Raw genomic sequence first — 13,716 nt, 5'->3', positions numbered from 1 at the left:
CCGCTCATGCGGGCTCCGGCGCGTAATGGATGACGGAGCGTATGCTCTTGCCCTCGTGCATCAGCTCGAAGGCCTCGTTGACGCGCTCCAGCGGCATGGTGTGGGTGATGAAGTCGTCCAGGCGGAACTCGCCTTTCAGATAGCGCTCCACGTATTCCGGCAGCTCGGTGCGGCCGCGCACGCCGCCGAAGGCGGAGCCGCGCCATACCCGGCCGGTCACCAGCTGGAACGGGCGGGTGGCGATTTCCTGGCCGGCGCCGGCCACGCCTATGATCACCGATTCGCCCCAGCCCTTGTGGCAGCATTCCAGCGCCGCGCGCATCACCTTGACGTTGCCGATGCACTCGAAGGAGAAGTCGACGCCGCCGTCGGTCATTGCCACGATCACGTCCTGGATGGGCTTGTCGAAATGGCTGGGATTGACGCAGTCGGTGGCGCCCAGCTTCTTCGCCAGTTCGAATTTGCCTTCGTTGATGTCGATGCCGATGATGCGGCCGGCGCCGGCCATGCGCGCGCCGATGATGGCGGACAGGCCGATGCCGCCCAGGCCGAAGACGGCCACGCTGTCGCCGGCCTTGACCTTGGCGGTGTTGACCACCGCGCCCATGCCGGTGGTGACGCCGCAGCCCAGCAGGCACACTTCTTCCAGCGGCGCGGCCTTGTTCACCTTGGCCAGCGAGATTTCCGGCAGCACCGTGTATTCGCTGAAGGTGGAGGTGCCCATGTAGTGGTAGATGGGCTGGCCGTCCTTGGCGAAGCGGCTGGTGCCGTCCGGCATCAGTCCCTTGCCCTGGGTGGCGCGGATCTTCTGGCACAGATTGGTCTTGCCGGACAGACAGAACTTGCACTCGCGGCATTCCGGCGTGTACAGCGGGATCACGTGGTCGCCCACCGCCACGCTGCTGACGCCGGGGCCGATCGACTCGACGATGCCGCCGCCTTCGTGGCCGAGAATGCAGGGGAACACGCCTTCCGGATCTTCGCCGGACAGGGTGAAGGCGTCGGTGTGGCAGACGCCGGTGGCCACCATCTTCACGCGCACTTCGCCGGCCTTGGGCGGATGCACTTCGATTTCTTCGATGCTCAAGGGCTGGCCGGCGGCCCAGGCCACGGCGGCCTTGCAGCGGATGATGTCCTGGCTCATGCGGATTCCTTTTCTTTATCGGGAGGGCGGGCAGTCTATGCCGCGCAATCGGCCATTGTATTTTTTTCTTCGGTATTCATAATCTGGCCAATTGGTAAATAATTTTTTCCATGGGGAAACAATGGCGGGCTGGGAAGGCATCCATGAATTCGTGGCGGTGGCCGATAGCGGCAGCTTCACCCAGGCGGCGCGGCTGCTGGGGATTTCGGTGGCGCAGGTCAGCCGTCAGGTCAGTCAACTGGAGGCGAGGCTGGGCGCGCGGCTGCTGTACCGCACGACTCGCCAGCTTAGCCTGACCGAGGCCGGCGGCTTGTACCTGGCACATTGCCGCCAGTTGCTGGAGTCGCTGGCCGAGGCGGAGCAGGCGGTGTCGCGGCTGCAGGCCGCGCCGCAGGGCAAATTGAAGCTGACCGCGCCGCTGGCTTACGGCCAGAGCCATATCGCGCCGCTGCTGCTGGATTTCATGCAGCTGTACCCGCAGCTGGAGATCAGCCTCAACCTGTCCAACCAGCTGCAGGACCTGGTGCATGATGGCTACGACCTGGCGATACGGATAGGCCGCTTGACCGACTCCTCGTTGATGGCGCGCCGGCTGTCGCAGCGCCGGCACCATATCTGCGCGGCGCCGGCTTATCTCGCCCGCCGCGGCGCGCCGGCGCGGCCGCAGGAACTGGCCGGCCACGACTGCCTGCTGCTGGGCCAGGATAGCTGGCATCTGCAGGCGGGCGGCAAGCGCCAGGCGGTGCGGGTGCGCGGACCGCTGCGTTGCAACAATGCCCAGGTGCTGGCCGACGCCGTGCTGCGCGGCATGGGGCTGGCGCAGCTGCCGGATTATTATGTGGCGGCGCATCTGGCCAGCGGCGCGCTGGTGGAGGTGCTGGCCGATTGCGCCGAGCCGGAGGAGGGCATCTGGGCGCTGTATCCGCACAACCGCCAGCTCAGCCCCAAGGTGAGGCTGCTGGTGGATTTTCTCGCCGATAGTCTGGCCGGCGGCGCTTGCCAAGCCGGCGGGGCGCGACAATAATCGCGCATTCTTTTGCGGGAGCGCGGCGATGGTGATAGCGGAATCTAGAGTGGAATGCATGGTGGTGCACCGGGTGGGCAACCCGACGCGCGGCGAGCCGTTGCAGCTGTCCGAGCGCACCACGATGGTGGACGAGGCCGTTTCCGGCCTGCTGCTGGACGGCTATTTGAAGGGCATCGTGTCGGACCGCAAGAAGCACCAGTTCGTCCATGAGACGGACCTGAATCTGAACGAGGTCTATCACTACACGCGCCAATTCTTTCGCGGCGAGGTGGATTTCCTCGAGGTGTCGCAGCGCATCGCCAAGCATTTGTACGGACGCTCGCAGCACCCCAACATCAGCGCCGGCGATCTGCTGGTGATCCAGTTTGCCGGCCTGTCGGACGGCGACCGCGAGATGCGCGCGCTGGGCGTGTTCAAATCCGAGATCCGCGACGACTTCCTCACCATCATCGACGGCGGCGGCGTGTTCGATATCAGCCACGCCTCCGGCATCAATCCGCGCTTGATCGACAAGGGCGCGCTGATCCTGGAACACGGCCCGACGGTGTACGCGGTGGACCGGTTGAGCCGCGAAGCCAAGTTCTGGCTCGATGATTTCCTGAAGGCGCTGCGGGTGCCGGACAAGGCGTCCAGCAGCAAGATGCTGGCCAGCGTGGTGGAGCAGCTGTCGGGCGAGATCGAAGATCCCATGCAGCAGGCGCGCTTCAAGGACGAGCTGCTGCAATTGGTGGAAAGCCAGCCGGAAGAGGTGCAGGCCAAGGCGCTGACCGCAGCCGCCGAGCGCTTCGTGCCGCGGGAGCAGGTGGAAGTGGCGCTGGGCTGTGCGGCGGAATCATACGGCTTCGAGCTGGACGACGAAGCCAGGCTACCGGCCAAGGGCATGGCCAAGCAGCTGGAGAAGACGCTGTCGCGCTACGGCGTGGGGCACGGCATCAGCGTGCTGCTGCCGTCCGGCATCACTCTGAAGAACATCCAGTCGCAGAGCGATGGCGAGGGCGGGTTGACGCTGACCCTGTTCCTGAACAAGCGCGATCATTGATTGTTGAATTCATCTGCCCATGATGGCGGTTGTCTGCGGACAGCCGCCGTTTTTGCGTTCCATGCCGGGAGGGCTGACGGTTCGCCATCCGGCCATCCGCGCGGGCAAGGCCAAGGCCTGCCTGCCCTACGTTGCGGGGATGGCCGGCGGTTTCGCATTGGCAAGCGCAGGGCGGGCAGGCCGCGAGGCCTTGCCCGCGCCGCTTGTCCGTCGAATCGGCACATACTCGCTTGTGCAGATGGGTTTCGGCGGTGAGACGCGTGGCGCAATCCGTCCATCCGCGCGGGCAAGGCCAAGGCCTGCCCGCCCTACGTTGCGGGGATGGCAGGCGGCTTTGCATTGGCAAGCGCAGGGCGGGCAGGCCGCGAGGCCTTGCCCGAGTCGCTTGTCCGCCGAATCGGCAAATGCCGGCTTGCGCAGATGCGTTTCGGCGGTGAGGCGCGTGGCGCTATCCATCCATCCGCGCGGGCAAGGCCAAGGCCTGCCCGCCTTATGTTTCAGGGCCTGCCCAGCCACAGCGCCAGCAGGGGCGCCAGAGTGAACACGAAGACCAGGATTTTATAGAGGCCGATGCCGCCGTAGTTCAGCAGCTCGAAGGCGGATTCGGACAGCCGGAACCAGCGGCTGTGCAAGCGGTACAGCCAGCCGCGGCAAAAGTAGAACACGCTAAACCACAGGATCAGGATGATGTAATGGAAGGCGAGGCTGATCAGCAGCAGGCGTTCGATTAGGGCGAGGTCCATGGCGGCTTTTCCGAATGGTTCAAGGAAATGTGAGACTCATTTACATTGCATTTCAATGCATATAGCATGTTGCGGCATGCCTTGAAATTGAATCCTGCGGCGCGGCATTTGTATGCGATGCGGCCCGCGAGTCTGAAAAGCGAATCACCATGCAATGGTATTTTACGGTGCTGTCCAAGTATGCGGTGTTCGGCGGCCGCGCTCGACGCAAAGAGTATTGGTATTTCGCGCTGACCAATCTGGTTATCAGCCTCATGCTGACCATAGTCCAGCACAAAATGCATGGCGGCCATAGTCCGTGGTTGACGAATATTTACTCGTTGGCCTTATTGTTGCCGACTATCGCCGTGTCCATGCGCCGTTTGCACGATGTCGGCCGCAGTGGCTGGTGGCTGTGGATAGCCTTCATTCCGGTGGTCGGAGCGATTGTCTTGTTGGTGTTTCACTGCCAGGATAGCCAGGCGGGTGACAATCCGTATGGACCATCGCCAAAATACTTGTGAGCCGCATGGCCGCGCATACGCAAAACCCGCCAATCGGCGGGTTTTGTCTTGAGCGCGATGCGCACTTATGACTGCAGCGCCAGCGTGCCGCTGCGGCCGGGGATTTCGCCCATCAGCACGCGGCCTTTGGGCAGGGCGGCGGCGTCCAGGCTGTGGAACAGGTCGATGCAACTGACCAACTCGTAGCCCTGACGCTTCCAGCCGGCCAGCAGGCGGTCGAAGGTGTCCATCAGCCGCATGCCTTCCAGCTCGGCGTGGAGAGTGTAGACGTGGCCGGTTTTCGGCGTGGTTTCGGTCAGCTTCAGCAGATGCTCGTGCACATTGTCGTTGCTCAGGCCGTCCAGGCCGATCAGCTCGTCCAGCGTCGGCAGCGTGGTGGGCAGCTGCGGCACGCCGAGTAGCTGGCCGGCGGCGTCCACCGGCTGGAAGGCGTGGGTGCCGCGGCCGTCGGACGCGTAAAGCATGCCCAGCTCTTTCTGGTAAGCCAGCGCGGCGTCGTTGATCTGCCAGCCGGCCGCGCCGTGGGTGCGCGCCGGCTCGCCGAAAATTCGCTGGAAGCGGTCGGCGGCTTTTTTCATTTCGGCGCGGGTCCAGGCGGCACTCTTGCCGGCCACGTAGTCCTGCCACTTGATGTGGTCCCAGCAGTGTATGCCCACCTCGAAGCCGGCGTCGCGCACGCCGCGCAGCAAGGCGGCCTCGCGCTTGCCGATGTCCGGCCCCGGCAGCACGGTGCCGTAGAGCAGGGTGCGGATGCCGTAGTGCTCCACCACCGAGGTGCGCGAAACTTTGGACAAAAAGCCGGGACGGAATACGCGCTTGATGGCGCGGCCGGTGTGGTCCGGGCCCAGGCTGAACAGGAAGGTGGCGCCGGCCTGGTGGCGCTTCAAAATCTCCATCAGCCGCGGCACGCCCTCGCGGGTGCCGCGCCAGGTGTCAACGTCTATCTTCAGTGCGAGTTTTTTCATGGTGTCATCGTAGGGCGGAAGCCCGGCCATGCCGGGCGTTCCGCCATTTTCCTGGCAGAGCCGTGCGGGCAATTCATGGATGTGCCCACGCCGGCTCGCCATGGAGATTGGATGTTTCCGCGTGGGCAAGCCAGCTTGCCCACCCTACGGTGTTTGGCAGCTAGTTTACCGCTTTGCCGCCGCCAGCGCCTCGTTGATGAAGCCGCTTTTGGCGTCGGTGTAGCCGGCGCGGTCATCGCCGTATCTTTTCGCCAGCTCTTGTTTCAACGCTGCGTAGCTTGCTGATAATGGCGAGTCTGCGCGCAGCGCGTCGCGGAACCACAGCTTGTCGCGCCAAAAGTCCGAATCCAGCGCGACGGCATGCAGGTGGAGCTGACGCGGCGGCAGCGCGGGCTGTGTGAAGTAATGCCGCTCCGGCATGGCGGCCGCCATTTGCGGCTGATGGTGGAAACCGATGGCGGACAGCGCCGGGAAATAGGGTTCCAGATCGCTCAGCCGCGGCAGGCCCAGCATGATGTCGATGACGGGCTTGGCGGCCAGGCCCGGCACGGCGGTGCTGCCGATGTGCTCGATGACGGCTTGATCGGCCAGCGTGCCCAGCGCGGCGCGGAGTTTCGCCGCTTCGGTTGCGAAGCGTTGCGGCCAGGCGGGGTGGTAGGGCTGGATCTCGATAGTATTGGCCATGGTGCTGGTAGGGCGGAAGCCCCAAAGGGGCGTTCCGCCGCTAAGGACTCAGTGGCGGCGTCTTCAATTAGCGGAATCGGCCTCGATTTGCGTCATGGTAAACAGCCCCGTAGCGCGGGTTGGCCTGGAGGGGCATACCCGCGGTTTCGATTGCCCGTTCATGCCTTGTGGGGCAACTTTTCCGCGGATATGGCCTGTGGCCAACCCGCGCTACGGCTGATATCGATCTTCGCGGTGCGGCCCCCTCTCCCCAACCCCTCTCCCGCGGGGGGAGAGGGGCTATAGGGCAGCGCCGTAGAGCGGATTGGCCTAACAGGCCATATCCGCGATTCCATATGGCGGGAGCACTTACTCGGACAGGTCGCGGCTGGCGGCGACTTGGTCGCGGTAGTAGTCGTAAATGCCCTTGAGCGCGTCGGCCATGGTCACGGTCGGCTTCCAGTCCAGATCGGCCATGGTGTTGTCGATCTTGGGCACGCGGTTTTGCACATCCTGGTAGCCCTTGCCGTAGTACTGGCCGGAGGTGGTTTCCACCACTTGCACCTTGTCGGCGTTGAGCTGGTATTCCGGGTAGACGCGAGCCAGATCGATCATCATCTGCGACAGTTCGCGGATGGAGTAGTTATTGCTCGGATTGCCGATGTTGTAGATCTGGCCGGAGGCTTTGCCGTCCTGGTTTTCGATGATCTTCATCAGCGCGGCGATGCCGTCGTCCACATAGGTGAAAGCGCGCTTCTGGTGGCCGCCGTCCACCAGCTTGATGGTCTCGCCGCGCACGATGTGGCCCAGGAACTGGGTGATCACGCGGCTGGAGCCTTCCTTCGGCGTGTTGATGTTGTCCAGGCCGCCGCCTATCCAGTTGAACGGACGGAACAGGGTGTAGTTCAGGCCTTCCTGCATGCCGTAGGCGTGGATCACGCGGTCCATCAGCTGCTTGGAGCAGGAGTAGATCCAGCGCGGCTTGTTGATCGGGCCGCAGATCAGTTCGGAGTTTTCCGGGTCGAACTCCTCGTCATGGCACATGCCGTAGACTTCGGAAGTGGACGGGAATACCAGGTGCTTCTTGTACTGCACGCACTGGCGCACGATGGGCAGGTTGGCTTCGAAGTCGAGCTCGAACACGCGCAGCGGATTGTTGACATAGGTGGACGGCGTGGCGATGGCCACCAGCGGCAGGATCACATCGCACTTCTTGACGTGGTATTCGATCCACTCCTTGTTGATGGTGATGTCGCCTTCGAAGAAGTGGAAGCGCGGATGGTCTTTCCACTCGGCCACGCGGTCGTCCTGCATGTCCATGCCGTAGACTTCCCAGTCGGTGGTTTCGATGATGCGCTTGGTCAGGTGGTGGCCGATGAAGCCGTTCACGCCCAGAATCAGTACTTTTTTCATTATCCAGTCCTCACTCGCCCGCAGGCGGAATAATCGAATTCGGTAAATCGGTTTAGAGCGCCAACGCGTCGGCGGCGACGCGTTCGGCGAAGTTGTCGGCGGTCAGCGGCTGGCCGTCCAGCTCCGCCTCCAGCACTGCCAGGCGGCCGCCGTCGGCGCAGCGCAGCCACAGCCGGCTTTCGGCGCTGTATAGCTCGGCGCGCGCGGCAGGCGCAGCGATGCCGGCGCGCAGCGTTTTCCACAATAGCAGGCGGCCGGCAGTGGTATCGGCAAAGGCGCCGGGGAAGGGCCGCGTCAGCGCGCGCGCGAAATTGTGCAGCTGCGCCGCCGGGGCTGTTCCGTCGATACGGCCGTCTTCCGGCTTGCGGCCGCCAAAGTAGCTGCCCAGGCTCAGGTCTTGCTGAAGATGCGGCGCGTTGCCGGCTATCAGGCCGGGCAGGCTGCGCCACAGCACCATTTCCGCGGCGACGGTGACTTTGGCGAACACTTCGTCCGCGGTGTCGTCCGGCAGGATGGGCACCGCCATCTGGTCGACGACGGGGCCGTTGTCCGGCTTGACGTTCATCTGGTGCAAGGTGGCGCCGGTTTCGGTTTCTCCATGAATCACCGCCCAATTGATAGGCACCCGCCCGCGATACTTGGGCAGCAGCGAGCCGTGCATATTGTAAGCGCCGCGCTTGGCCGCTGCCAGCAGCGGCGCTTTCAGCATGTGGCGGTAATAGAAGGAGAACAGGAAATCCGCCTGGCAAGCCTGGATTTGCTCCACTACTTCCGGCGCGTTCGGGTCGTCCGGCGTGATGCAGGCGATGCCATGCTCGCGCGCCACTTGGGCCACGCTGGCGAACCAGATGTTCTCGTTCGGGTTGTCCCGGTGGGTCACCACCAGCGCCACCTCTACGCCGCGGCCGATCAGCGCCTTCAGGCAGCGCACGCCCACATTGTGGTAGGCGAAAACGACGGCGCGGCTCATGCTTGGCTCTCTTTTTGCTCCAGCACCGCCTGGATCACATAGCGCGGGCGGGCGCGGACTTCCTGGTAGATGCGGCCGATGTATTCGCCCAACAGGCCGATGCCGAACAGCGCGATGCCGATCAGGAAGAAGGCGATGGCGAACAGCGTGAACAGGCCGCCTTCTTCCGGGCCTATGATCAGCCGGCGCAGCAGCATGTAAACCACCAGCAGGCCGGAGCCGGCGGAAATGGCCATGCCCATCAGCGAGAACCATTGCAGCGGCACCAGCGAGAAGCCGGTCATCAGGTCGAAGTTCAGCCGGATCAGGCTGTACAGCGAGTATTTGGATTCGCCGGCGAAGCGCTCTTCATGGCCGACGATCACTTCGGTAGGGTTCTGCGCAAACTGGTAGGCCAGCGCCGGAATGAAGGTGTGCAGCTCGTTGCACTGATTGATGGTGTCGATGATGCGGCGGCTGTAGGCGCGCATCATGCAGCCCTGGTCGGTCATCTTGATGCGGGTGAGCTTCTCGCGCAGCCGGTTCATCGCGCGGCTGGCCAGATGGCGCCACAGGCTGTCGTTGCGCTGGCGGCGGATGGAGCCGACGTAATCGTGGCCCTTGTCCATCTCGGCCAGCAGCACGGCGATGTCTTCCGGCGGATTTTGCAGATCGGCGTCCAGCGTCACCACGCGCTCGCCGCGGCTGTGTTCGAAGCCGGCCAGGATGGCGCGGTGCTGGCCGAAGTTGCCGTTGAACAGCACCACGCGCGTCACGTCCGGACGGCGGTTGAACTGTTCGGACAGCATGGCCACGCTTTTGTCGCGGCTGCCGTCGTTGATGAACACGATCTCGTAGCGGATGTTCAGCGCGTCCAGCGCCGGGTACAGGCGATCGAACAGCGCCTGCAGCACGTCCTGTTCGTTGTAGACCGGGATGACGACGGAAAGGTTGATGGCGTTATTCATGGTTCTCAGTGTAAAACGGCGCGCAGCACGGCGCTGAAGGTTCGGCAAACGCGGATCACGTCTTCGTCCGTCATCGCCGGGAACAGCGGCAGCGTGACGGTGCGCGAGCCTATGTCTTCGGCCACCGGGTAGTCGCCCTCGGCGTAGCCTTTTTCGCGGAACAGCGTGAACAGATGCATGGCCGGATAATGCACGCCCACACCTATGTTTTCCGCCTTCATGCGGGCGATGAACTCGCCGCGGCTGATGCTCATCCGCTCCAGCGGCAGCAGCGGCTGGAACATGTGCCAGTTGCTCTGCTCGAAATCCGCCGGCGGCAGCGCGCAGCCCAGTTCGCGGTCGAAGTGTTCGAAATACAGCTGGGCCAGTTCGCGGCGGCGAGCGTTGAAGCCGTCCAGCTTCTTCAACTGGCCCAGGCCGATGGCGGCGGCGATGTCGGTCAAATTGGCCTTGCCGCCCAACACGTCCACGTCCATGGTGCCGTCGGCGAAGCGGGTGACGCCCTGCAGCCGCAGTTTTTCAAACAGCCGCGCCTCGTCGGCATTGTTCAGCACCAGGCAGCCGCCTTCGCCGCTGGTCATGTTCTTGTTGGCGTGGAAGCTGAACGACACCAGGTCGCCGAAGCTGCCGATGCGCTCGCCCCGCCAGTTGGCGCCCATGGATTGGGCGGCGTCTTCCACCACGCGCAGGCCATGGCGGCTGGCGATGTCGTACAGGCGTTCGCGGTCCACCGGCAGGCCGGCCAGGTCCACCGGGAGGATGGCGCGGGTGCGCGGCGTGATCGCGGCTTCCAGCTTGGCCAGGTCGATATTGCGGGTGGCCGGGTCGGCGTCGACGAAGACCGGCGTCGCGCCGACCTTGAGGACCACATTGGCGGTGGCGATCCAGCTCAGCGGGCAGGTGATGACTTCATCGCCGGGGCCGATGCCGGCGATTTGCAGCGCCATCTCCAGCGCGGCGGTGGCGGAGGCCACCAGGCGCACCGGGCGGCCGCCGCAATAGGCGGACAGTTCGGCTTCCAGTTGCTGGCAGCGCGGGCCGGTGGTGATCCAGCCGGAACGCAATACCTCGCCGACGGCGGCGATGGTGTCTTCGTCGATGGCGGGGCGGGTGAAGGGCAGAAATTCCATGTCTAACCTCTATGTCAGCTGCGGGCGACCAGCACCACGCCGACGATGATGACGGCGATGCCTAGCAGTTTTTGCGCGGCCAGGGCCTCGCCGAACATCCAGTAAGCGAGCAACGCGTTGACTACATAGCCTATGGACAGCATGGGATAGGCGACGCTGACTTCCACGCGCGACAGCGCCATGATCCACACCACCACGCTGACGGCGTAGCAGGACAGGCCGCCGACGATGGGCAGATTGGTGGCCAGCGACCAGCCTATGGGCCAGGCATTGGCCAAGGAGAAGTCGAAGTGGCCGATCTGGCGCACGCCGGCCTTCAAACACAGCTGCGCGGCGGCATTGAGCAGCACGCCGAACAAGATCAATCCAAATTCAATCAGTTTCATGCATTTCTATCCAAAACGTACTCCCCTCTCCCCTGGCGGGAGAGGGGCTGGGGGAGAGGGGGAAAGCCGGAGCGCTAAGGCTTCGCCACCACCATCCGCCGCGGGTCCTGATAAATCACCTTCATCGGCAGGCCTTGCTGGCGCAGCGCCTGGAAGGTGCCGTCCGTCATCATCGCCACCGCCTTGGGCGCGGCGCGCCAGCGTTCGACAAATTGCTCGATGCGCGGCATCCAGCGCTGTGGCTCCTGTCCCTCGCCGAATTCGAACTCATCGACGAAGTCCACCAGCGTGACCGGCCGGCCCGCGTAGTAGGGGAAGGTCTGATCGTAGTAGCGGACGGAGTAGAGTTCGCTGTCCGGCGTCAGGTAAGGCTGGATCTGTTTGACGATTTCCTTGCTGCCTTTGAGCCGGCCGTAGCTGTCATGGCCGCTGGCGGCCAGCGTCACGGCGATCAGGCTGCCGAAGGACAGCGCGGCGACGGCGGCCAGCATGCGGCCGTGACCCAGCGCGCGCCAGGCGTAAACCGCGGCGATCATGAACGCCGCCGCGCCCGCGGCGATGAAGTGCGCGAAGGGCTGAATCACGTCCAGCGGCGAATCGACATTGGCGAAGCGGCCGGCGAAAGGCCAGGCGCAGAGCAGGGCCAGCCATAGCAGGGCGGGCAGGACGATATGCTTTTTCAGCTCGGCCGGCCGCATCCGGCAGAAGCTGTAGGCCAGCATCAGCGCCAGCGCCGGAAACATCGGCAGAATGTAGGACGGCAGTTTGGAGCTGGACTTGCTGAAGAAGGCGAAGATGAACACGCACCAGATCAACAGCAGACGGCCGACGCGCAGGCCCGCGGCGCGGTCCGGCCAGGCGTCGCGGACGATGCGCGGCAACAGGGTGGTCCACGGCAGCAGGCCCAGAATCAGGTAGGGCACGAAATACCACGGCGCGCCGGTGCGCTTGTGCTCGGTGGTGAGGAAGCGCTCGAAGTGCTCGCGGATGAAGAAGAAATGGGCGAAATCGGCGTTGCGCTCGGACACCAGCACGAACCACGGCGCGGTCAGCGCGAAGAACAGGGCCAGGCCGCTGAGCCAGTGCATGCGTTTCCAGAACGCCCATTGCCAGTTGGCCAGGCTGTATAGCACTAGGGTGGCGCCGGGGATCAACAGGCCGATCAGGCCTTTGCTCAGCGTGGCTCCGGCCATGGCGGCCCATACCAGCCACATCGCCCAGCGGGTTTCGGCGCGGCTGGCGTCCTCGCGCTGGGCCAGCAGAAAGCCGCACAGCGCGGCGGTGAGGAAGAAACTGACGCCCATGTCCAGCGACAGGAAGTGGCTGTTGGCGACGATCCAGGCCATGCCGCCGGCCGTCAGCGCGGCGTAGCGTCCGGCGTCTATCCCCCACAGCCGGCGCGCGGTCAGCGAGACCGCGGCCACGCTGAGAAAGCCGGTCAGGCCGGGCCAGAAGCGGGCGGCGAATTCGTTGACGCCGAAGGCGGCGAAGCTGAGCGCGCCCATCCAGTATTGCAGAATGGGCTTCTCGAAATAGAGCAGGCCGTTCAGGCGCGGCGTGATCCAGTCATTGCTGTGCAGCATGAACAGCGAGATCGTCGCGTAGCGGCCTTCGTCGGCGTGGATCAGCCCGCGGTAGCCCAGGCTGCCGAACCAGATCAGCGCGAACAGCAGCCACAGCGCCGTTTCCAGCGCGCGCGGCAGGGCGGTGGCCTTGGTGGTGTGCATCGGTATTCCGGAATCGTGGATCGAAAAACGTTCAAAAAAGCGAACTGGCTAGGATAACCGATCCGCCGGTCCCTGTGCGTTGCCCGTTTGTAACCGGGGCTGGCTCACACCCAGTCGCGCGGGGGCAGGAAGTCGGTGTACAGCTTGGCCTCAGGGCTGCCCGGCTCCGGCTGGTAACCATATTGCCAGCGCGCCAGCGGCGGCATGGACATCAGGATGGATTCGGTGCGGCCGCCGGATTGCAGGCCGAACAGCGTGCCGCGGTCCCAGACCAGGTTGAATTCGACATAGCGGCCGCGGCGGTAGAGCTGGAACTGGCGTTCGCGCTCGCCCCAGGCCGCGCTCTTGCGCCGGTCCACGATGGGCAGGTAGGCGTCCAGGTAGCCGTTTCCCACCGCCTGCATGAAGGCGAAGCTCTGCTCGAAACCCCATTCGTTGAGATCGTCGAAGAACAGGCCGCCGATGCCGCGCGCCTCCTGGCGATGCTTTAGATAGAAATATTCGTCGCACCATTGCTTGTAGCGCGAGTAGACGTCTGCGCCGAAGGGCGCGCACACGTCGCGCGCCACCGTGTGCCAGTGCACGGCGTCTTCTTGTTCCGGGTAGAACGGGGTTAGGTCGAAGCCGCCGCCGAACCACCACACCGGCGCCTCGCCGTCTTTTTCCGCGATGAAGAAGCGCACATTGGCGTGGCTGGTGGGCACGTGCGGATTGCGCGGGTGAATCACCAGCGACACGCCCATCGCTTCGAAGCTGCGGCCGGCCAGCTCCGGCCGGTGCGCGGTGGCGGAGGCGGGCAGCGCGCCGCCGTGCACATGGGAGAAGTTGACGCCGGCTTGCTCGAACACCGCGCCGTCTGTCAGCACCCGGCTGCGTCCGCCGCCGCCGGCTTCGCGGCTCCAGGCGTCCTCGACGAAGCGTCCGCCGCAATCGGCGCTTTCCAGCGCCGCGCAGATGCGGTCTTGCAGGTCCAGCAGGAAGGATTTGACGGCGTCGCTGTGCGGGTGGCTCATGTCGGGATCCGGTCGTTCGGTGAAACCAGGATTGTAGCAGAGGCGA

General features: G+C 64.4%; 14 protein-coding genes. 3 read left to right on the top strand and 11 right to left on the bottom strand.

Annotation, left to right across the window (positions count from 1 at the left end; translation table 11 throughout):
* Positions 1 to 4: 4 nt before the first annotated feature.
* Positions 5 to 1,144, bottom strand: coding sequence for an S-(hydroxymethyl)glutathione dehydrogenase/class III alcohol dehydrogenase (locus C2I19_RS01280; RefSeq protein ID WP_103900917.1), 1,140 nt, complete (start codon positions 1,142 to 1,144; stop codon positions 5 to 7).
* Positions 1,145 to 1,265: 121 nt separating this feature from the next.
* Between C2I19_RS01280 and C2I19_RS01275 the strand changes: the two genes are divergently transcribed.
* Both C2I19_RS01275 and C2I19_RS01270 read left to right on the top strand, forming a co-directional pair.
* Complete coding sequence (locus tag C2I19_RS01275; RefSeq protein ID WP_103900916.1) at positions 1,266 to 2,168, top strand: LysR family transcriptional regulator; 903 nt, start codon at positions 1,266 to 1,268, stop codon at positions 2,166 to 2,168.
* Between the two features lie 28 nt (positions 2,169 to 2,196).
* Positions 2,197 to 3,210: a nucleoid-associated protein gene (locus C2I19_RS01270; protein ID WP_103900915.1), complete on the top strand. Its 1,014-nt coding sequence runs from the start codon at positions 2,197 to 2,199 to the stop codon at positions 3,208 to 3,210.
* A gap of 497 nt (positions 3,211 to 3,707) precedes the next feature.
* Here C2I19_RS01270 and C2I19_RS01265 read toward each other — a convergent pair whose 3' ends face one another.
* A complete protein-coding gene (locus C2I19_RS01265) occupies positions 3,708 to 3,953 on the bottom strand; it encodes a DUF6868 family protein (protein WP_233201058.1) in 246 nt (81 codons plus the stop codon).
* A 149-nt stretch (positions 3,954 to 4,102) separates the two neighbouring features.
* Here C2I19_RS01265 and C2I19_RS01260 point away from each other — a divergent pair, with 149 nt between their 5' ends.
* Positions 4,103 to 4,456 carry a DUF805 domain-containing protein gene (locus tag C2I19_RS01260; protein WP_103900914.1) on the top strand — a complete coding sequence of 118 codons (354 nt, stop codon included), beginning with the start codon at positions 4,103 to 4,105 and terminating at the stop codon, positions 4,454 to 4,456.
* 65 nt (positions 4,457 to 4,521) lie between these two features.
* On the opposite strand, the gene C2I19_RS01255 is transcribed toward C2I19_RS01260, so the two are convergent.
* The 9 genes from C2I19_RS01255 to hemF form a co-directional block, all read right to left on the bottom strand.
* Complete coding sequence (locus tag C2I19_RS01255; protein WP_103900959.1) at positions 4,522 to 5,421, bottom strand: 4-deoxy-4-formamido-L-arabinose-phosphoundecaprenol deformylase; 900 nt, start codon at positions 5,419 to 5,421, stop codon at positions 4,522 to 4,524.
* Between the two features lie 165 nt (positions 5,422 to 5,586).
* Positions 5,587 to 6,105: a GrpB family protein gene (locus C2I19_RS01250; RefSeq protein ID WP_103900913.1), complete on the bottom strand. Its 519-nt coding sequence runs from the start codon at positions 6,103 to 6,105 to the stop codon at positions 5,587 to 5,589.
* Positions 6,106 to 6,453: 348 nt separating this feature from the next.
* Positions 6,454 to 7,497, bottom strand: coding sequence for a bifunctional UDP-4-keto-pentose/UDP-xylose synthase (locus tag C2I19_RS01245; RefSeq protein WP_103900912.1), 1,044 nt, complete (start codon positions 7,495 to 7,497; stop codon positions 6,454 to 6,456).
* 52 nt (positions 7,498 to 7,549) lie between these two features.
* Positions 7,550 to 8,467, bottom strand: coding sequence for a formyltransferase (locus C2I19_RS01240; protein WP_103900911.1), 918 nt, complete (start codon positions 8,465 to 8,467; stop codon positions 7,550 to 7,552).
* Complete coding sequence (locus C2I19_RS01235) at positions 8,464 to 9,414, bottom strand: glycosyltransferase (protein ID WP_103900910.1); 951 nt, start codon at positions 9,412 to 9,414, stop codon at positions 8,464 to 8,466. Before C2I19_RS01235 ends, C2I19_RS01240 begins: the two co-directional genes overlap by 4 nt.
* 5 nt (positions 9,415 to 9,419) lie before the next feature.
* Positions 9,420 to 10,544: a DegT/DnrJ/EryC1/StrS family aminotransferase gene (locus C2I19_RS01230; protein ID WP_103900909.1), complete on the bottom strand. Its 1,125-nt coding sequence runs from the start codon at positions 10,542 to 10,544 to the stop codon at positions 9,420 to 9,422.
* Between the two features lie 14 nt (positions 10,545 to 10,558).
* Positions 10,559 to 10,930 (bottom strand): SMR family transporter, encoded by a 372-nt coding sequence (locus tag C2I19_RS01225; RefSeq protein WP_103900908.1) that lies wholly within the window; start codon positions 10,928 to 10,930, stop codon positions 10,559 to 10,561.
* 74 nt (positions 10,931 to 11,004) lie between these two features.
* Positions 11,005 to 12,657 carry a glycosyltransferase family 39 protein gene (locus C2I19_RS01220; protein WP_103900907.1) on the bottom strand — a complete coding sequence of 551 codons (1,653 nt, stop codon included), beginning with the start codon at positions 12,655 to 12,657 and terminating at the stop codon, positions 11,005 to 11,007.
* A gap of 104 nt (positions 12,658 to 12,761) precedes the next feature.
* The gene (hemF, locus tag C2I19_RS01215; protein ID WP_103900958.1) at positions 12,762 to 13,670 is read right to left on the bottom strand and encodes an oxygen-dependent coproporphyrinogen oxidase; all 909 of its coding nucleotides are present in this window, start codon (positions 13,668 to 13,670) and stop codon (positions 12,762 to 12,764) included.
* Positions 13,671 to 13,716: the final 46 nt, after the last annotated feature.

The sequence above is a fragment of the Chromobacterium alticapitis genome, from assembly GCF_002924365.1.
Lineage (GTDB): Bacteria > Pseudomonadota > Gammaproteobacteria > Burkholderiales > Chromobacteriaceae > Chromobacterium > Chromobacterium alticapitis.
The sequence above is the reverse complement of the archived record's forward strand: the minus strand, read 5'-3'. Positions and strand labels throughout refer to the sequence as shown.